At 63.0% G+C, this 16,852-nt stretch carries 22 protein-coding genes and 3 pseudogenes; 1 reads left to right on the top strand and 24 read right to left on the bottom strand.

Translation table 11 applies throughout. The features are described 5' to 3' along the window. The 4 genes and pseudogenes from L598_RS16795 to L598_RS16780 form a co-directional block, all read right to left on the bottom strand. The coding region (locus L598_RS16795; RefSeq protein ID WP_144861377.1) for a transposase at window positions 1-182 on the bottom strand (182 nt) is incomplete at its 3' end. Between the two features lie 521 nt (window positions 183-703). Beyond that, window positions 704-961: pseudogene (locus L598_RS16790) on the bottom strand (transposase); the annotation flags it as partial. Between the two features lie 31 nt (window positions 962-992). Then, a pseudogene (locus tag L598_RS16785) lies at window positions 993-1,208 on the bottom strand (recombinase family protein); the annotation flags it as partial. 63 nt (window positions 1,209-1,271) lie between these two features. Continuing rightward, complete coding sequence (locus tag L598_RS16780) at window positions 1,272-1,907, bottom strand: FMN-dependent NADH-azoreductase (RefSeq protein ID WP_111575949.1); 636 nt, start codon at window positions 1,905-1,907, stop codon at window positions 1,272-1,274. A gap of 122 nt (window positions 1,908-2,029) precedes the next feature. Between L598_RS16780 and L598_RS16775 the strand changes: the two genes are divergently transcribed. Then, window positions 2,030-2,929 carry a LysR family transcriptional regulator gene (locus L598_RS16775; RefSeq protein ID WP_111575948.1) on the top strand — a complete coding sequence of 300 codons (900 nt, stop codon included), beginning with the start codon at window positions 2,030-2,032 and terminating at the stop codon, window positions 2,927-2,929. Between the two features lie 26 nt (window positions 2,930-2,955). On the opposite strand, the pseudogene L598_RS21820 reads toward L598_RS16775, so the two are convergent. From L598_RS21820 to L598_RS16680, 20 genes and pseudogenes are all read right to left on the bottom strand, one after another. Continuing rightward, window positions 2,956-3,182: pseudogene (locus L598_RS21820) on the bottom strand (integrase core domain-containing protein); the annotation flags it as partial. A gap of 159 nt (window positions 3,183-3,341) precedes the next feature. Continuing rightward, complete coding sequence (locus L598_RS16770; RefSeq protein WP_111575947.1) at window positions 3,342-4,376, bottom strand: macro domain-containing protein; 1,035 nt, start codon at window positions 4,374-4,376, stop codon at window positions 3,342-3,344. Between the two features lie 13 nt (window positions 4,377-4,389). Then, window positions 4,390-5,031, bottom strand: coding sequence for a DUF4433 domain-containing protein (locus L598_RS16765; RefSeq protein WP_144864387.1), 642 nt, complete (start codon window positions 5,029-5,031; stop codon window positions 4,390-4,392). A 21-nt stretch (window positions 5,032-5,052) separates the two neighbouring features. Further along, window positions 5,053-5,271 carry a helix-turn-helix domain-containing protein gene (locus tag L598_RS16760; protein WP_144864385.1) on the bottom strand — a complete coding sequence of 73 codons (219 nt, stop codon included), beginning with the start codon at window positions 5,269-5,271 and terminating at the stop codon, window positions 5,053-5,055. A gap of 295 nt (window positions 5,272-5,566) precedes the next feature. Then, the gene (locus L598_RS16750) at window positions 5,567-5,824 is read right to left on the bottom strand and encodes a hypothetical protein (protein WP_144864381.1); all 258 of its coding nucleotides are present in this window, start codon (window positions 5,822-5,824) and stop codon (window positions 5,567-5,569) included. After that, window positions 5,821-6,495, bottom strand: a complete 675-nt coding sequence (locus L598_RS16745; protein WP_144864379.1) for a D-Ala-D-Ala carboxypeptidase family metallohydrolase — start codon at window positions 6,493-6,495, stop codon at window positions 5,821-5,823. Before L598_RS16745 ends, L598_RS16750 begins: the two co-directional genes overlap by 4 nt. 74 nt (window positions 6,496-6,569) lie before the next feature. Further along, window positions 6,570-6,857, bottom strand: a complete 288-nt coding sequence (locus tag L598_RS16740) for a DUF6127 family protein (protein ID WP_144864377.1) — start codon at window positions 6,855-6,857, stop codon at window positions 6,570-6,572. A gap of 52 nt (window positions 6,858-6,909) precedes the next feature. Next, window positions 6,910-7,257, bottom strand: a complete 348-nt coding sequence (locus L598_RS16735; protein WP_144864375.1) for a phage head closure protein — start codon at window positions 7,255-7,257, stop codon at window positions 6,910-6,912. Beyond that, window positions 7,257-7,826 carry a head-tail connector protein gene (locus L598_RS16730; RefSeq protein WP_144864373.1) on the bottom strand — a complete coding sequence of 190 codons (570 nt, stop codon included), beginning with the start codon at window positions 7,824-7,826 and terminating at the stop codon, window positions 7,257-7,259. The genes L598_RS16735 and L598_RS16730 overlap by 1 nt, the downstream gene beginning before the upstream one ends. A gap of 77 nt (window positions 7,827-7,903) precedes the next feature. Then, entirely contained in the window at window positions 7,904-8,290 is a 387-nt protein-coding gene (locus tag L598_RS16725) for a hypothetical protein (RefSeq protein WP_144864371.1), read from the bottom strand. A 67-nt stretch (window positions 8,291-8,357) separates the two neighbouring features. Further along, window positions 8,358-9,644 carry a phage major capsid protein gene (locus L598_RS16720; protein ID WP_144864369.1) on the bottom strand — a complete coding sequence of 429 codons (1,287 nt, stop codon included), beginning with the start codon at window positions 9,642-9,644 and terminating at the stop codon, window positions 8,358-8,360. Between the two features lie 10 nt (window positions 9,645-9,654). Then, window positions 9,655-10,500: a head maturation protease, ClpP-related gene (locus tag L598_RS16715; protein ID WP_144864367.1), complete on the bottom strand. Its 846-nt coding sequence runs from the start codon at window positions 10,498-10,500 to the stop codon at window positions 9,655-9,657. After that, on the bottom strand, window positions 10,497-10,655 hold the full coding sequence (locus L598_RS21490; protein ID WP_167518142.1) for a hypothetical protein: 159 nt from the start codon (window positions 10,653-10,655) through the stop codon (window positions 10,497-10,499). Before L598_RS21490 ends, L598_RS16715 begins: the two co-directional genes overlap by 4 nt. Next, window positions 10,652-11,965, bottom strand: a complete 1,314-nt coding sequence (locus tag L598_RS16710; RefSeq protein WP_246658801.1) for a phage portal protein — start codon at window positions 11,963-11,965, stop codon at window positions 10,652-10,654. Before L598_RS16710 ends, L598_RS21490 begins: the two co-directional genes overlap by 4 nt. Window positions 11,966-11,985: 20 nt before the next feature. Continuing rightward, entirely contained in the window at window positions 11,986-13,779 is a 1,794-nt protein-coding gene (locus L598_RS16705; protein ID WP_144864366.1) for a terminase TerL endonuclease subunit, read from the bottom strand. Beyond that, entirely contained in the window at window positions 13,763-14,233 is a 471-nt protein-coding gene (locus L598_RS16700; protein WP_028031254.1) for a phage terminase small subunit P27 family, read from the bottom strand. The genes L598_RS16705 and L598_RS16700 overlap by 17 nt, the downstream gene beginning before the upstream one ends. Window positions 14,234-14,250: 17 nt before the next feature. After that, window positions 14,251-14,481, bottom strand: coding sequence for a hypothetical protein (locus L598_RS16695; RefSeq protein WP_144864364.1), 231 nt, complete (start codon window positions 14,479-14,481; stop codon window positions 14,251-14,253). After that, entirely contained in the window at window positions 14,478-15,845 is a 1,368-nt protein-coding gene (locus tag L598_RS16690; RefSeq protein ID WP_281407410.1) for a site-specific DNA-methyltransferase, read from the bottom strand. The genes L598_RS16695 and L598_RS16690 overlap by 4 nt, the downstream gene beginning before the upstream one ends. Before the next feature lie 164 nt (window positions 15,846-16,009). Then, window positions 16,010-16,534 (bottom strand): HNH endonuclease signature motif containing protein, encoded by a 525-nt coding sequence (locus L598_RS16685; protein WP_246658799.1) that lies wholly within the window; start codon window positions 16,532-16,534, stop codon window positions 16,010-16,012. Window positions 16,535-16,537: 3 nt separating this feature from the next. Further along, on the bottom strand, window positions 16,538-16,852 hold a 315-nt coding region (locus L598_RS16680; protein ID WP_144864360.1), incomplete at its 5' end, for a DUF6362 family protein.

Below are 16,852 nucleotides of genomic sequence, written 5' to 3'. Positions count from 1 at the left end.
TTCAGTTCCTTCAACTGATCTACGCCCATCCCACCATATTGCTTGCGCCAGCGGTAATAAGTCTGTTCGACAACGCCGATCCGCCTGATCGCATCAAGACGGGACAGGCCTTGCCCCATCAGAACCTCAACCTGCCGCAACTTCGAGACAATCTCTTCCGGCTTCGGTCGCTTGTTGGCCATTCTCGATCCTCCGTTTCCTAATCATAACGGCGGACCACTTCACTGGGGGAGGATCAACTGACGCAGCGATCTCCATTTTCCGAATCCAGATGATGGAACTCCTGGACAGGAAAAACGCTTCGCGAGCAAAAGTTTATCTCTCCACGATCGTCGAACGAGTGGAGGTGGGTGAGCGCTACATACGAATTCTTGGCCACGTCGACGACCTTAAGAATGGCGTATTGAACACTGACCCGTCAGATGACAGTTCCAATGGGGCTGGGGTTCGCAGATATGTTCGCAGATGGCGGAGGGAGAGGATCGCAGATCCAACGTTCTCTGGCTATCGGTGTCTCACCGATGCAGCGGCGGGCACTGCCGCCATCACTGACCAGACATTCCGGAAGTCCGCGCTACGTTTGTACGGCCAACATGCACGTGACGTTCTGGTCAAAGGATGTCGGGTCGATCTGCATCCGCGCGAGTTTAAACCCGGGCGCTCCGCCGTGACGCCGCTCGGCCAGATCGGTTGTGTGCTGATCCAGGTCGATGACCGGCCGGCTTTCGATCTGATCGTGCCGTCGACTTTCGCCCGCGCGGCTGTCGATTGGCTGGAGACGGCGGCGGCCGAGTTGGTCACGGCTCATGCCGCCATACTGCTTGCGCCACCTGTAATACGTCAGCTCCGAAACGCCGATCTGGCGAACCGCATCCGCCATCGCCATGCCCTGGCCGCGCAGAACTTCAACCTGCCGAAGCTTCGTGACGATCTCATCGGGCTTGTGTCGCTTGGTTGCCATCGTGGTCCTCCTTCATGGTCAAAACCATACTTCAAGGTGGACCCGTCCATGGGGGCAGATCACATTCGCTTTCCGGGTTCACGCGCGAGATGCGGGTGCAGGTCTCGGGGTTCTTGATGAAACGGTGCCGGTTCCAGGCCAGAACACCGGCATAAGGCTCGTTGTTGAGGATGCCGGTGCCTGCATCGGGATTGCCTCTGATGGTCGCGTCGATCCACGGACGGTTGCGCGGACCCGGAACCCCCTGGAGGGTGAAGTACTCACCTGAAAAGCGTAGAACCGTGTTAGCTCGTGGTGTAGCTCCTGGCGATCAGGCGGCTAGCACCAGCTGCGCCGTTTTTGCCACTTCCTGTACGCGCGAATGGGCGGCGCTAATTGCCTTCTCGGCGGCTTCCGGGCCGAAGGCGAGGCCTTCGACATAGATCACCTCGACGTCGGTCATGCCCATGAAGCCGAGTACGGACTTCAGGTAGGGGACCGCGTGGTCCATGCTTTTCGCCGCTCCCTCGGAATAGACGCCGCCGGCGGCCAGCACGAGATAGACCTTTTTGCCCGTGGCAAGACCGACCGGGCCGCTTTCCGTGTAGCGGAAGGTCAAGCCCGCCCGGGCCACATTGTCGATCCAGCTTTTCAGCGTCGAGTAGATGCTGAAGTTGATGAGACCGGTCGCGATTACCACGGCGTCGGCGGCAAGCAGTTCGTCGACGAGCTGGTCGGAATAGGCGACGGCTGCGGCTTCCTCCGCATTGCGCGCCTCGGCCGGTTTGCGGATGGCGGTGGTGGTGACCTCGTCGAGGTGGGGGACTGGGTGGCTGCCGATGTCACGATGGACGATCGCGGCGCTTGGCAAGCGATCGGCGAGCTGGTTGGCAAGATCGATCGCAAACTTGCTGGAGAGGGATTCATTGCCGCGCGGGCTGGAGGTAACGAGCAGAATGGAGGACATGGTCTCTTCCTTTCATCAGAATCGGAGACGGGCCTAGGTGTCGCCAAAAGCTAGGCTTGGAAGATCATCGAGAAAACCGATAAAAGATCGAACAAAACTATCGATCAATTGGATGGATTACCATGGAAGCGCAGCCCACTTTCGACCAGCTGCAGGTGTTCCTGACCGTTGTCGAGACCGGCAGTTTTTCGGCTGCGGCCCGCGCGCTGAACCGGGCTCAGTCGGTCGTCAGCTACACGATTGCCAACCTCGAAGCGCAGCTAGAGGTGCAGCTGTTCAAGCGGGCTGGCTCGCGCCATCCCCGCCTGACCGAGGCTGGAAAGGCCATGCTGACGGATGCCCGCCGCATCGCTGCCGGGCTCGAAAGCCTGCGCGCCCGTGCAAGAAGCCTTAAGGAGGGTGTCGAAGCAGAACTGTCGCTCGCCATCAGCGTCATGGTGCCGTCTGAAGCGGTCGTAGCCTCGCTGCGCGCCTTCCGCGAAAAGTTTCCGGCCGTTTCGCTAAACCTCATCGTTGGTGAGCTTGGGATGGTCCACGACCTGATCCTGAGCGGCAAGGCGGATGTGGGCTTTTCCGGCGCGCTGCTGGTCCACGACGATCGCATCACGCCGGAGAGGATCGGCCATTCCTACATGGTGCCGGTCGCTGCGCCCGATCATCCGCTGGCCCGGCTCAACCGGCGGCTTACCCGAGCCGACGTGCGCGAGGAGGTGCAGATCGTGGTGATGGATTCTTCCGGCATAACGCGGGGACGCGACTTCAACGTTCACTCCTACAAGACCTGGCGCGTGAGCGACGTTGTAACCAAGCACCGCCTGATCAGCGGCGGCCTCGGCTGGGGCGGCCTGCCGGACGCGGTCGTTCGCAAGGACATCGAGGAGGGCAGGCTGGTGGAATTGCTGGTCGATGCCTATGAGGTGACCGAGTACCCGATCTATGTCCTGCGCAGGACGGCCAATCCGCCGGGGCCCGCCGCCAGCTGGCTGATCGCTTCCTTCCGCGAGCATCTGGACGTGGCCTGACCCCATGAGGTGGTCCGGTTTCAGTCTTAATGCATGATCGGCTTTACGGCCATCGCCTGGGCAGATGACGGAGCCGATCCGCGCGGCGGCGCAGGCCAGATGATGGCTTCCGGCGCCGGCGGCTTGTAACCGAGCGATCCAGGCGGGCGCCAACTTTCCACGATGATCCTGCCTCCTAGAGCGCGTAGAAGATCTTGCTGTCGGGAAGTTCATCGCGCAGGCGAGCGTTGAAGCTTTCGATGTAGCCGTTCTTCTCTAATCGATGGTGGGTGGGTCACCTTGCTTGAGCGACAGCGCTCGCGCCGAATTGCGCTGGCAGTATCCGATCCCGCTGACCAACAAACATCGGAAGCGCCTGATCTGGCACCGCACTAACCTCTTCGTCAGCCAAGGAGTAGCTTAGGACAACGGATCAGGCGCTCGCGAGCCACCCCTTGTCCTGCAAGGTCTGAAGGGCGATACTGATTTGGCGCGGCGAGAAACGCTTCTTCCGCTCGTTCCAAGCATAAACCTTGGCCATCGCATCCTCCGCGCTGACAGCGTTCTCGCGAGTCGTCACCCAGTGTACAGTTGCGAGGAGTTCCAGGCCGAACGGCGTCTCGAACCCCTCCACGAGCTCAGCCACACGATCAAAGCGAGCAGCAGTATCTTGCTTGTCCGACAAGAAGGACTCCGCATCCTTCACCGCTCCTGGGACTAGTTCGAGCTGCTTGTCGGGCGCATCACCACCATCCGCGTATCCCGACACAAGGTGTCCTTCGACCGCGCGAAGGACGTGTCGCAGGTTCTCGGCATAGGGACCATACGGCGCCTTCGCATACTTGAGGCGTAGTGGCTCACCTGCCTCCTGCATGAAATACATGAGCTTATGCACTTCAAGGAGCGTCACGAACGGGTCCATCAGCCCGCCAAGGTAGCGGTTCATCAGAACCACCAGTGCGGCTCGTCCGGGGCTCATAGTCGGAACTTCCCGCGACTTGGTCGTGACCGGCGCATTGTTGGGCTCAAAGACAATGACGTCCAAGTCCGGCAGGTCGCGCAACGCTGCTTCGATCCGGGGACGTACATCCCCCCAGTTTAGGCCACCAAGGCCGCTCCCAAGCGGCGGGATGGCGATCGATCGGATGCCTCGCTGCCGAATCTCTTCGGCAAGGGCGACAAGCCCAGAGTCGATGTCCTCCACCCGACTTTTACCGCGCCAGTGTCGCTTGGTTGGAAAGTTGATGATGTACTTGGGGTTAGTAAAGGTGCCCGTCTCGAAGACGAACATCTTCCCTGGCTGAACCTCGTCGCGCTTGCACGCGGCTTCGTATGCCTTGAAATTCGCCGGAAATGCATTCTTGAACTGGAGAGCGATGCCACGGCCCATGATGCCGACGCAGTTCACCGTGTTGACGATCGCTTCTGCGTCCGCCCCCAAGATGTCTCCTGTCGTATATCTGATCATGGTCATCCTCCCCTCAGTAATACCATTCTCTTCGAATTTCGACGCTCGGCCGGTGGCTGGCCCCGTTCATGGCAGCGTAGACCCGCTGAGCGATCCCCTGTGAGTGAACGCCGATCCTTTCGACCAGGTGCCAAGGAAACGACTGCTGAACAAGAAACTCAGCCTGTTTTGCCTCCTTGACGTCTGCCGGGCGGAAATCCCCCGCAGCCACCGCGTCCCAGTTGATCTCATCCAACTGCGCCAGTTCGCAGCGAAATTGAGTGTAGACTGCACCTGCATTCGACAACGAGAATGCCCACCGTCTGCCACTCGCTTCGGCCCATTGAACCACTTGGCTGAGATCGGCTTGAAGATGGATAATCGGCTGTTGCCCGCCCCTGTAGGCAAGCTCAGGATGGTTTGCGCAATGAATAACGAACAACATGATTGAGCGTGGGCAAAAATAGAAAGGGACATACTCGCCCACGAAAGTTTGTGGATGGCAAGAGACAGGCAAAGCCAAGCGCCGCTGCTTTATGCTTCCCATACCGATTACCGTACCGCCCTGGCGCTGAACCATCACAGAATCGGACCAAAGACAGCCGTCGCCACAAATCGACGCGAGGTTGTCGACATGGACTATATGGTAGATTTTTGGCTGGTCAGGTATCGGCATCGTCAGGCAGCCATTCTCACATCATTCGTCTTTGCTCATCGATTTCTTGGAGAGAGCGGCCGCATCTTCCGCTGCCATCCCGGCCATGACCCAACGATCAACATCGCTCAACTTAAACTTCCATAGCCGCCCAACTCGCTGAGCGGGCAAGCTCTTAGCTTCGATCCAGCGGTACACCGTGTCCTTCGCGACCCCCAGGTGGGCGGCCACTTGATCAACGGAAACCCATGGTTCAGTCATCCCGCAGCCATCCCCGTTGGCCTGTGTATATCGGCTTGACTCGGCAAGAGTCGATGCAACTCGTATAGCACGACCCCGTGTTCCCCTAAAGTTCTTTCTCGCCAGGCAGCGCATTCGACCTGTCTTTATGCCAAGTCAACGACACGCCCGCGCCTGATCCCGCATGACGCTGTAGTCGGCGAGCATTTCGGCGATTGCCGACCTCTCCGGCAGCAGATGGAGCTCGTCGGCGGCGCGCGCCTGGAACTCGCGGCTATACTCAACAACCGGTGGGCAGATGGTCGTGACGCGAAGATCAGAAGCGACCGTCGCGCAGCCGGTCACCGAGATCGTCGCGATCGCGAGGACGGCGAACTGCCGCATCGAGCATCTGGCGTTGGACGTCATTGACCTTCTCCGAGGTTTCGAGGCGTTCGGCGAGGCGTCCCGCTCGCTCGCCGGAGCGCCGGAGTAAGAGCAGGAACAGGAACACCGCAATTGCGATGGCGCCGTAGCGCAGGGCCGCTCGCATCCAAGGGGCGGCGGCGATCCCGGTGAACAGAGCGGTGATCATCGACGCCCCTGCTTCCAGTCGTCGATGCGGGCGTAGATCGTCACAGCAACGCCGGCGAGCGCCACGGCGATGAACACCCAGCGCAGCGTGTCGAGATATGGCACGAGCGGCAGGACGGCGGACTGCGTCTCGGCCAGGACGTTCTGCGCCACCTCGACGCCGGCGGCGCCCAGCGTCGCCACGCCTGCCGCGCCGCTGCCCTTCATCGTGCGGCTATCGGCCAAAACCTCGCGCGCTGGTGGCGTTTCAGCGGCAAACGCCGTCGCCCGCACCGGGAACCGCTCGCCCCATTGCCGAGCCGGGCCGAGATCGATGTGCATGAAGCCCGAGCGCGGATAGTAGCCGAAGCCGAGGAAACCGACGGCTCGGGCGGCGGCCTCGAAAGCCACCGGATCGTGGTTCGCCATGGCGATGTCGAAGGCCGTGCCGTCCATGTGCTTAGATCGTGGCGCGCCGCCGACGGCACGGTTGTGCGCCGGACTGCGGTAGGCCGAACGGACGATGAGCGGCTTGCCAAGCCGGTCGCGCAGCGCCTGAAGCTTGTCGAGCGCTTCTTCGTTGATCCGCAGAGAGCCACTGCCCCGGCAGGCGATCTCGGCGGGGGAGAAGTTCGGCCAGCGCCACGAGCGCTCGGGCACGTCGCGCCAGTGTTTGTAGGTCATTGTCGTCATCGCAGGTCTCCAGGCACAAAAAAGCCCGCACCTCGACGAGGGCGGGCGGTGGTCTGATGGGTCGGGCGGATGGGTTAAGGCGTCGGTCCGAAGAGCTTCAGCTTGATGGCGATGCCGGCCATCAAGGCGAGCAGGATGCCGGTGGTGATCAGCCGCACGGCGGTCTGGACGGCCGTCTGTTTCGCGAGGCGGAAACCCGCGAGCAACGAGCGAAGATCGCGGATGTCCTCGGCCGCATCCTGACCATCGAGACCGACCTCATGCAAGGCGCGCCGCGCGCCTGTTTCGGCTGCGCGTGCCAGCAGCGCCTCAAACTCGGTCTCGGACATGCGGAACTGCTCGTTCGCTTGCGGCGGCGTCATAGCGGTTCTCCCGGAGAGTCTGGTTTTGGCTCGCGGCTTTGCCGGTGGCCGCTCAGGTCGCCACGCCGGACTCGCACAGCAGGGTGATGAAGCGGCGGCGGCGCTCCATGTCGGCGGCGGTGCGAATGTTGTAGACGGTGCCTGAACGGGCATCGATCAGGCGCCAAGTGGGAGTGATGGTGGCAGTCTCGGTATCGAAACGCACGATTATCAGCGCCGGCTGAACGCTTTGCAGGCGTGCGGCAATGACGGTCTCGCCGCCTTTGGAGAGTAGAATGCAGGCGTCGCGCTCGAACTGTGGCACCCACTGGCCATAGGTGTTGCCATAGCCATCATCGATCTCCTCGCGCTTTTCGAGGCGGACGCGGTCGCGCAGGGCATTGGCGGTGATCCGGGCCATCAGATCAGGCTTTTGCGGTAGGGTGCGATCAGGGCATGGACGGTGTGCTCGATGGCGGCATCGATGCTGGTGTCGGCGCCATCGAACAGGCGCTGGACGATGAGCAGGAGGGCCTGGCGGATGGGCTCCGGCACGTCGGCCGCCGCGCCATAGCCGGCGGTGAAGATGATCGAGACGGCATCCGCGCGACGGAAGGTAGCCGGCCAGGATTGGCCTGACCGCCGGGTGACATAGGCACCGCGCGCGTCGGCAAACAGATCGTAGACGCCGGTGTCCAATGTCTGCTGCACATTGTCGCCGTCGAAGTAGCTGACGCTGTCGATCGCGGTCACCGGCGCCAGCGGCAATGGCAGGTGATCGGCAAAGCGGCCAAACTCCTGTCGCCAGGTTTGGGTAATCAGCGCCCGCCCGAGAATGCCGGACCAGCCGTCGAGATATGCCGTCGCCGCCTTGATCTGAGCGGTGATCAGATCGTCCTGGTCATCATGATCAACACGCAGATGGGCCTTGGCTTCGCTGAGCGACACCGGCATGGTCGCGGGCGCAACCGTGCGGACGGGAGCGAGCATGGCTGTCTTCCAACAGGTTGATGAACGGGGGGTGGCCAGAATCTCGGCGCTGCCGACTGTCTGGCCGCTCTGACCGATCAGGCAACCGGCGCGTCGTGGGGATGGCCGAGCGCAAAGATCGCACCCGCGGCGATCGACGTGCCGGAGGTTTTGGTGATGACGGCACGAATGTAGCGCTTGTTGCCCTTGTAGCCCTGCTTGCAGACCGTGTCGGCTTCGAGCGCTGCCGGTAGAGTGCCCTGGAGGTCGGCTGCGGCAACGTCGCTGAAGTCGCCGTCGTCCGTGGTGTCGGCATGCTGCAGCTTCACGTCGAACACGCCGTCGCCGGCAATCGCCCCGGTGGTGATGATCAGCGTTGCCGCGTTGTAGCCCTGCAGATCGGCATGGCTGCCCTTGGTGGTGGCCGTGACCACGGCCGGAACCAGAGACGCAACCAGGCTGAGGCCGGAGATACCGTCCTTCATGACAGGAGTCCTTTCGATGAATGGGAATTGTGAAGAGACGGGCAGCCGGAGCCGCCCGTCATGTGGATCAGGTGCTGACCTTCAGCAGCTTGAGCGCCTCGAAGTTGACCACGCCGCCGCCGACGCGCTTGGTGGTGTAGAACAACACGTTCGGCTTGGCGGTGTAGGGATCGCGCAGGACGCGGATGCCGATGCGGTCGACGATCAGATAGGCGCGGCCGAAGTCGCCGAAGGCGACGGGAAAGGCGTTCGCCGCCACCGCCGGCATATTGTCGTCGGTATGGACCGGCTTGCCGAGGATGGTGGCCACCTGTGCAGGGCCGGAGGGTGGCGCCCAGACATAGGCGCCTTCGGCGTCCTTGAACTTGCGCACCGTGTTCATGGTCGCATCCGACATCAGCCAGGAGGCTCCGTTCCGGTAGCCGGATTTCAGGGCATAGTAGAGGTCGATCAGGCAATCGGCAGGATTGGCCGAGGCGGTCGCCGCAACAAAGCCGTCAGCCTTGCCTGAAGCGACGAAGCCGATCTTGCCCCAGGCATGGGAGGCATTGGCCACCGTGTCATAGGCAAGGATGCCGCGCGGCTTGTTGATGCCGTCGCCATGGGCAAAGGCAGCACCCTCCTGTTCGGCGAACTCGATCGCCACTTCCTCGGCCAGCCATGCGGCAAGATCGATGCGCGCATCGTCGAGCGAGGTCTGCGTGGCACCGGGCATGGCGTAGATCTCGCCGGTATTGATGGCGATCTCACGCAAGGTCGGCGTGGCCGTGCCGGGACGATCCTGTTCCTCGCCAACCCAGCCCGACGTCGCCCCGCCCATATTGACCAGCTTCTTGTAGGTACTGGTCGAGATCGAGATGGTGCGGGCGAGCGAGCGGATGGTGGAGACGGTGCCGAGCACCCGGTCGATCCCGGCCTCGGTCTCTTCCGGCACCAGATAACCGCCGTCGGGATCGGACTGGGTGGTCAGCTTGGCCTTGACCTCGAGATCACGCAGGCCGGCATCGACACCGCGCCGGAAGAAGCGGTCGAAGGCCTGGGCATGTTCGGCCTTGTCCGGATCGGTCGTCCCGCCAACAGCACCGACCTTGACCGCTGCCAGCGCGGCATTGGTCTCGTCGAGGGCCTTTTGCAGGGCGGTGATCTCGGCATTGATACGGTCGACCTTTTCAGTTTGCACCACATCGGCCATGCCGGCCCGGATGTCGGCGAGTTCCTTGTCGCGCTCGACCTTGAAGTCCTCGAAGGTCTTCTGCAGTTCGGCCAGGATTTTGGTGGCGTTACCGGTTTCGGCGCGCACGCCGAGGATACCCCGGACTGGCCCGCGGCCACCGGGGTTCAGTTCGATACCCATCTCGGGTCTCCTATGATCTAATGGTGTCGATCAGCCGCTGAATGGCGGCTGCGTGGAAGCCAGCGTCATGCGTGGCCGTGTCGGCAGCGTCGTGCATGCCGGCAATCTGGTTGAACATCTTGCGCCGCTCCGTGCGCGAGACGCCCTGTTTCGCCAGGGCGGCATCGATGCGGCGCCTGGCTTGGATTTCGGGGCGGACCTGCGCGGACGCATTGGTCTCTGGGTGGATTTCGGTGTCGTCGACGGCATCGGCAAAGCCACATTCAACCGCCTGTGCCGCCGTCATAAAGGTCCCGGCGTCCATCAGGCGCTCGATCTCCACGCGGGCCATTCCGGTGCGGGCTTCGTAGATGTCGGCAAGCGCCGAATCGAAGCCATCGAACAGGCTGGCGGCTTCACGCATGTCGTGGCGATTACCGATCACCATGCCCCAGGCATTGTGCACCATCATGAAGGAGCCGAGCCCCATGCGGATCACATCGCCGGCCATGGCGATGATGGAAGCAGCGGAAGCCGCCCAGCCCAGCACCTCGACCGTGACCTTCGCTCGATGGGCGCGCAGCAGATTGTAGATCGCAATCCCCTCGAACATGTCGCCGCCCGGCGAGTTGATGCGGACGGTGATGTCCTTGTTGCCGATCGACCGCAGCGCTGCCGAGATGCGGTTTGCGGTGATGCCACCGCCTGTCCAGCCATCCTCGCCAATGACGTCGAACATGGAGATCGTGGTGTCGGCATCGTCTGCGGCAACAAGCGGATGTTCGGCCCATTTAGCCAGCACGTCATTCGGTGCGTCCCACTGGTAGTTCTGCGGCCGAGGAAAGACCCGCGCTTCGGGCAATCTGCGAAGGCTCATCGAACGTTCTCCAGCGCCAACAGGAAAAAGTATCCGCCAAGCGTGATGCCGGCGATGAAGGTGCCAAAGTGGAAAGCAGGGTTGATGACCGCGAGGCTGACAACGCCCATGACCACCATCGTCGCGGCCAGTTTCAAACTATCCAGAAGGCTCATCTGCCTGCGTCCTCATCATTGGGGTCAATGTCACCATCGCTGCCGCCATCATTCTCATGGCGATCACGGTTCTCATCTGCCGGCACACCGGCCGTGTTCGGCGGCGGATAGAAGACATCGCCGCCGTCACGCGGGTTCTGGTCTTCCAGCGCGCGGATTTCGTTCGGGCTGTAGACGCCCCATTGCAGGCCTTTGACGTAGGCCTCCCAGCGCGCCTTGATGTCGCCCTTGACGAGCGCCGCCCGGTTGAAGCGGGCATAAAGCGGCTCTTCCGCGCCAATCAGGTCGCGGTTGATCGCCTCTTCCCACATGGTCAGATGGTCTTCGAGCGTATAGGCAACGAAACCGATCGACTGCTGCTCGATGCCGGTGCCCCAGCTCGTGGATTTCTCCGTGTCGCCAATCATGTGCGGCGGGACACCGAAGAACATGGCAATGTCGGTGCGCGAGAATTTCCGGCTCTCGATCCACTGCGCATCTTCCGCGGTCATGGCGATGCGGGCATAATCCATGCCTTCTTCGAGGATCAGGTTCTTGCCCTCCTGCTCACCGCCGGACCGGAACTCCTCCAGACCAGCCTTCAGATGGGCGACGGCCTCTGGCCCGAGCTTGTTCGGGTGTTTCAACACGCCGCTGACGCGAGCACCGTTGCGGAAGGTGGTTGCACCATGGTCTTCCATGGCCAGCGACAGCCCGATGGTCTCGCGGGCGTAGGCAATCGCCGACACGCCATGCACGCCATCCAGCGTCAGCCCGACCAGATGGAACACCTCATCCTGGCGGAGCCGGATGCGCCGTCCGTCCTGGCGGGTGTAGATGTATTCCAGCGCCAGATCGTCCGTCTGCCTGACCTCGACCCGGTCGGGATGCAGCGGGATCAGTTCCTGCACCAGTCCGCGTGACCGCACGATCATGGCGTAGGCATTGCCGCGCAAAAGCAGATGCGCCTGCAGCATGCGGCGGAACTGCGACGGCGTCTGCCAGCGGTTCGGCCGTCGTCGCAGCACCGTCCAGATCGGCGTGTCAGAGGCGTCTTCGCGGGTGCGCTCATCCACCCGGCGCTTGATGTGCAGCGGCAATGTCGCCACAGCACCCGAGATGATGCGCACACAGGCATAGACGGCCGCCACCCGCATGGCGCTGTCGGGCGTCACCGCAGCCCCCGAGGCGGTCACCGTTCCCGAGCGCAGCGCCTCTTCCAGCTGCTGCGCCGTGGTGATGACGATCCCGCCACCCGCATCCTGGAACGACGCGCGCGGAGATGCGGCCGGCGGTTTTGCGCCGCCGAACCAGTTCGACCAGAATGCCATTGGGTTCTTTCGTCAGCTCTTTACAGCATCAGGATGCCGCGGGTCTCATAGACCGAGCGGCCGGCATTGACGTCGCGGGCCAGCGCCCGCCCGAGCGCGTTGCAGATGGCGACAATGCCGTCGATGCGCTCTCTGGAGCGTTCCTTGTCCGGCTTGATGTTGCCGGCCGGATCATGGCGCACGGCAACATTGGAGGCGTTCCATCGCAGCACGGGATGGCCGCCATGCCAGAGCGAGCGTGACACCGAAAGCCGCTCCAGCTCCGCCGTGGGTGCCGTCATGGACAAAAACCCTTGTCCGAACTGCACCAGGTTCAAGCCTTCATCCTGCAGATGCTGGACGATCTCGCCGGCAAAGGTGCGATCATAGGACAGCTCCCGCAGATCATGGCGTGAGGCCAGCTCCAGTATCTCGGCCTCGATGAAGGCAAAGTCGGTGGCATTGCCGGGTGTCGCGGTCAGGAATCCCTGATCACGCCAGACGTCATAGGGCACGCGGTCGCGCCGCACACGGCGGACTATGTCGTCCTCGGGAATCCAGAACCGGCAGGTGACGATCCATTTGTCGGCAAGCTTTCCAAGCGTTTCATCCAGTGTCGGCGGGAAGACCAGCACGAAGGCCGACAGATCGTTGACGCGGGCAAGATCGAGCCCGCCATAGCATTCACGCCCCAGCAGCTTGCCTTCCAGTTCCTCCAGTTCGTGTTTGACGATGCGCCAGTCGGTGGCAGCTGGCAGTCCGCCTTCCTCCCACACGCTCATGTCGAGCCAGCGGGTGACCTGCTCGGTCCATTCGTTGAGGCGCAGCCGGCGGATCGCATTCTGCTGCGCCGGCATTTCCCTAGCCTCGTCGATCTGCCGCTTCAGGTCATCCAGCTTCACCGTCACGCCAAGGCTCGGATTGGCCTTCACCCAGACCTTTTCGTCGGTCCAGTCGTCGCCCTCATCGATGGTGGCGATATAGGCAAACCAGCTGTCCGACGACTCCATCGGCACCGTGCCTTCCAGCGCCTTCACCGAGAACTCGTGATGCTGGCGGCAGACCGAATGGCGATCATAGCCGGCCGTCGTGATCTCGAAGATCAGCGGCTGGCGCCGCGCACCGGTGGCGGTGTTCAGCTTCTGGATGATCTCCGGTCCCGGATGTTCGTGCACTTCATCGACGGCCGCAAAATGGATGTTCAGCCCGTCCATCTTGCTGGCGTCCGCCGACAGCGGCCTGAACCAGGACGAGGTCGGCAGCACGGCCAGATTGTTCACCGTGCGTGTGATCCTCGATTGCAGCGCCGAACTCGCCGCCACCATGCGCTCGGCCTCGCCAAAGACGATCCTGGCCTGATCGCGCGTCGTTGCCGCCGAATACACATGCGCACCGGGCTCGCCATCGGCGATCAGCGCATAGAGCGCCGTGCCGGCCAGAAGCACCGACTTGCCGTTCTTCCTTGCTACTTCGACATAGGCGGTGCGAAACCGGCGCAAACCGTCCTTGCGCTTCCAGCCATAAAGCGAGCCGACGACGAACTGCTGCCAGCCCTGAAGCACGAAGGGCTCGCCCGCCCATTCGCCGGTCGAATGGCGCAGATGGCCGAAGAAGTCGATCGCATGACGTGCCGCAGCACCATCCCAGACCAGGCCGCGTTTTGCCCCCACCTTCAGGTCCGTGAGGTGCCGCTCGCAGGCCAGACGCACGAACCGGCCGGCGACGATCTTCCCGCTGACAACTGCGCGCGCGTAGGCCGTGACCGGGCAGGATGGAGCCTTCTTGCCGCCATCACCCCGTTCGCGCGAAGCACGGGAACTAGGCTTTGCGGCCACGGTTCAGGAACTCCTCGAACGGATCGCTCGTCTCGGCGGGTTCCGCCATACGGATGCGCGAGCGGCTGGACGGCGTCAGCCCGAACTCGGCCTCGATCTGCGCCATCTGCGCCAGGCACTTGTTGGCCACAGCCAGGAACGGGTTCTGGATGATGTTGTCATTCGACGTCTTCACCACCGGCCCACGGCGCTTCACTTCCTGCTCCGCCTCCAGCCAGCGCCGCCAGATCACGACGTAGCGGGCGAGTGCGCCGGCATCCAGTTCCGTCATCACGCCGTGGCGGGCAAGCAGCTCTGCCATCTCCATGAACTTGTCCCTGGCAGGCCCGTCGAGATGGTCAGGCGGTTCGGGCGTCGCCACCACCGGCTTCGGCTCGGCCTTGTTCAGGCGATGCGGACGGGCCGTGCCCTTCACCAGCTTCAGATGTGTCGGCAACGGCTTGCGGCCGGCCATGTCAGGTCTCCATACATTTATCCCGTGCTACCATCGCGAAGGCGGACCGCCTCGAACACCCGGCGCAGACAGTAACTGCGCGCGATCGACACCACGGTGAAGATCGCGCCCATGGCCATGTTGTCGGCCAGCGTGGTGGACAACCCGAACAGCGGGAACACCAGCATCTGCGTGATCACCGCTACGCCGTAACCGACGGCGACGTTGGCCAGCGACTCCACCAGAGACATGGTGCGGGATTGCTTCATGCCGCTGCCGCATCCCCGGTCGCGGTCCCGGCATCAGGCACTCGGTCGGCGGCGATCTCATCAAAACGGCGGCCGTCGCCATCGAGCGTGGCCGCCTTGCCGGTGAATGCCTGCCAGCGCTTGACGACCACATCGCAGAAGGCCTCCGACAGTTCGAGGCCATACACGCGGCGGCCGGTCTTCTCGCCGGCAATCAGTTGCGAGCCCGAACCGGAGAACGGCTCGTAGCAGATGTCGCCCGGTCTTGTGTGCAGCTGCATCGGCAGCGTGAACACGCGCACCGGCTTCGAAGTCGGATGCTCGCGGGTTTCGATCTCCGAGGATGGGATGTTCCACACCGTGGTCGGCCAGCTCTCGAACCCCTCGCGGTTGATGCGGGGCTTCTTGCCGCGACGCCATCCGAACAGGCACGGCTCATGCGCCCACAGCATCACCGAGCGCGTCAGCACCGGGCGCGATTTGGCCCAGATGATCTGCTGGTGATGCAGCACATCGAACTGATCCCAGACCGTTTCCAGCATGCGCTGGCGGCGCGAGGCGTGCCAGCAATACCATGCCACATCCTCGGCAATGGCATGCTCGATCGCCACCTTGCAGAAGGCCTCGTAGAACTGCGGTCCTTGGGCAGAATCATCCCAGTGTGGCTGCTCGATATAATCGTCGCCCCAGTCCTTGTTGGCGATTTTCTTCGCCCGCGCCGAGGCGGTTTTCTTTGTCGGATGGTTGGTTCCGTCATAATCAACCAGGTAGGGCGGATCGGTGGCAAACAGCGCCGCCCTCTCGCCAGCCATCAGGCGACCAACATCTTCCGGCGAGGTGCTATCACCGCACAGCAGCCGGTGATCACCCAGCAGCCACAGATCGCCGCGTCGTGTGACAGGCGTTGCCGGCACCTGCGGAATGGCGTCGTCCTCGGTCAGCCCGTCCTGTTCGTCATGGCTGCCGTAAAGCAGGTTCTGCAACTCGTCGTCGCCGAAGCCGGTGAGACCGAGATCAAAACCGGCCTCCTGCAGGTCGGACAGTTCGAGCGCCAGCAGCTCCTCGTCCCAGCCGGCATTCATGGCAATGCGGTTGTCGGCGAGCACCAGCGCCCGGCGCTGCGTCTCCGACAGTCCCGCCAGCACGATCGTCGGCACCGTCTCCATACCGAGCTTGCGCGCCGCCAGCACGCGGCCATGACCGGCAATCAGCGTGCCATCCTCGGCAATCAGCACCGGGTTGGTGAAGCCGAAGGCGCGGATCGACCCGGCGATCTCGGCCACCTGCGCATCCGAATGCGTGCGGGCATTGCGCGCATAGGGCACCAGGCTGTCGAGCGGCCGGTATTCGACCGAAAGCTGGCGTGCGTGGTCGTCGGCGCCGATGTGCGCGGTTTCAGCGATTGCCATTGTCTATATCCAATGAAATCAACATCCTGGTTGCGTACCCCCCCCCATTGCCATTTTGGCCGCGGATGCGCTGTTGGTGGCGCGCGGTCCTGGGAGCGAACTCTCCAGAGATTTGACCTCCCCGGGGGGAGGGCTTGGGCTCACGAGCGGCGGCGCGCATTGCCGAAGCCGCCGTCGCTGCCGGCCGTCTTCCGGCCGTGGCACGACGCGCACAGCGCCTGCCAGCGGCTGCGGTCCCAGAACACCGTCTCATCACCGCCATGCGGATCGATATGGTCGACGACGCTGGCCGGTCGGATCAGATCATGGCGCGCGCATTCCACGCACAGCGGATGATCGTGCAGGAACGCGGCGCGTTCCGTTCGCCAGCGCTTCGAGCGGTAGAGCGCACGCGCCACCGGATTGCGCCTCCTTGCGTAATCACGATCGCGCTCGCGCTTCTCGCGCCGGCCAACCGGGCGATGGATCGGAGGGCGGACGGGCATGATGCTGGTCTCGATGATGGCGACGATGGCAATGGCGACGACACCGGAAACGACAACGCCCGCGAGGGAGGGGGACGATCCGTCGCGGGCGCGTGCCTCTCCCGAGCATAGCCAGAATTTACCCCATTCAAGCCGTTTCCGTCCGTTCGAAAACTGTCCGCCGGACACCTTCCTCGCCATTGCTCACCGCCGCGCCGCACCTGCAAGCGCGATTACCTTGCGCTTCGACAGGTTGCGGTTGAGCCGCCGGCCGTTGAGCCGGAAGGCGATCACACAGAGCGCGTAGAGCCAGTGCTCGTGCGCCGCCGAGCGCTGCAATCCGACGGTCCAGCAGATGGTTTTCCAGCGCTCGCCRTAGGCGCGCAGCCAGACGATCTTGCCGTCGATCGGATCGAGCCCCACCGTCCAGYTGAGCGTCTCCTCCATCCGGCTGATCGCGGCGGGTGACGGGATGACGCGCATCGGCTTTGGCTCCTGCCCGACCTTGTCGGCGAAGCT

Origin of the sequence: Mesorhizobium sp. J18, assembly GCF_007829525.1 — a bacterium.
GTDB lineage: Bacteria > Pseudomonadota > Alphaproteobacteria > Rhizobiales > Rhizobiaceae > VLJP01.
Note: the sequence above shows the minus strand (reverse complement) of the source record. Positions and strands in the feature narration are given on the sequence as shown.

What these genes read in the sequence shown, in the direction of transcription:
- L598_RS16725 (WP_144864371.1), bottom strand. Translation starts at nt 8,290, where the DNA reads ATGAAGGACGGTATCTCCGGCCTCAGCCTGGTTGCGTCTCTGGTTCCG.
- L598_RS16720 (WP_144864369.1), bottom strand. Translation starts at nt 9,644, where the DNA reads ATGGGTATCGAACTGAACCCCGGTGGCCGCGGGCCAGTCCGGGGTATC.
- L598_RS16760 (WP_144864385.1), bottom strand. Translation starts at nt 5,271, where the DNA reads ATGACTGAACCATGGGTTTCCGTTGATCAAGTGGCCGCCCACCTGGGG.
- L598_RS16710 (WP_246658801.1), bottom strand. Translation starts at nt 11,965, where the DNA reads ATGGCATTCTGGTCGAACTGGTTCGGCGGCGCAAAACCGCCGGCCGCA.
- L598_RS16765 (WP_144864387.1), bottom strand. Translation starts at nt 5,031, where the DNA reads ATGCCGATACCTGACCAGCCAAAAATCTACCATATAGTCCATGTCGAC.
- L598_RS16780 (WP_111575949.1), bottom strand. Translation starts at nt 1,907, where the DNA reads ATGTCCTCCATTCTGCTCGTTACCTCCAGCCCGCGCGGCAATGAATCC.
- L598_RS16715 (WP_144864367.1), bottom strand. Translation starts at nt 10,500, where the DNA reads ATGAGCCTTCGCAGATTGCCCGAAGCGCGGGTCTTTCCTCGGCCGCAG.
- L598_RS16770 (WP_111575947.1), bottom strand. Translation starts at nt 4,376, where the DNA reads ATGATCAGATATACGACAGGAGACATCTTGGGGGCGGACGCAGAAGCG.
- L598_RS16700 (WP_028031254.1), bottom strand. Translation starts at nt 14,233, where the DNA reads ATGGCCGGCCGCAAGCCGTTGCCGACACATCTGAAGCTGGTGAAGGGC.
- L598_RS16695 (WP_144864364.1), bottom strand. Translation starts at nt 14,481, where the DNA reads ATGAAGCAATCCCGCACCATGTCTCTGGTGGAGTCGCTGGCCAACGTC.
- L598_RS16750 (WP_144864381.1), bottom strand. Translation starts at nt 5,824, where the DNA reads ATGATCACCGCTCTGTTCACCGGGATCGCCGCCGCCCCTTGGATGCGA.
- L598_RS21490 (WP_167518142.1), bottom strand. Translation starts at nt 10,655, where the DNA reads ATGAGCCTTCTGGATAGTTTGAAACTGGCCGCGACGATGGTGGTCATG.
- L598_RS16775 (WP_111575948.1), top strand. Translation starts at nt 2,030, where the DNA reads ATGGAAGCGCAGCCCACTTTCGACCAGCTGCAGGTGTTCCTGACCGTT.
- L598_RS16740 (WP_144864377.1), bottom strand. Translation starts at nt 6,857, where the DNA reads ATGACGCCGCCGCAAGCGAACGAGCAGTTCCGCATGTCCGAGACCGAG.
- L598_RS16745 (WP_144864379.1), bottom strand. Translation starts at nt 6,495, where the DNA reads ATGACGACAATGACCTACAAACACTGGCGCGACGTGCCCGAGCGCTCG.
- L598_RS16730 (WP_144864373.1), bottom strand. Translation starts at nt 7,826, where the DNA reads ATGCTCGCTCCCGTCCGCACGGTTGCGCCCGCGACCATGCCGGTGTCG.
- L598_RS16685 (WP_246658799.1), bottom strand. Translation starts at nt 16,534, where the DNA reads ATGGCGAGGAAGGTGTCCGGCGGACAGTTTTCGAACGGACGGAAACGG.
- L598_RS16735 (WP_144864375.1), bottom strand. Translation starts at nt 7,257, where the DNA reads ATGGCCCGGATCACCGCCAATGCCCTGCGCGACCGCGTCCGCCTCGAA.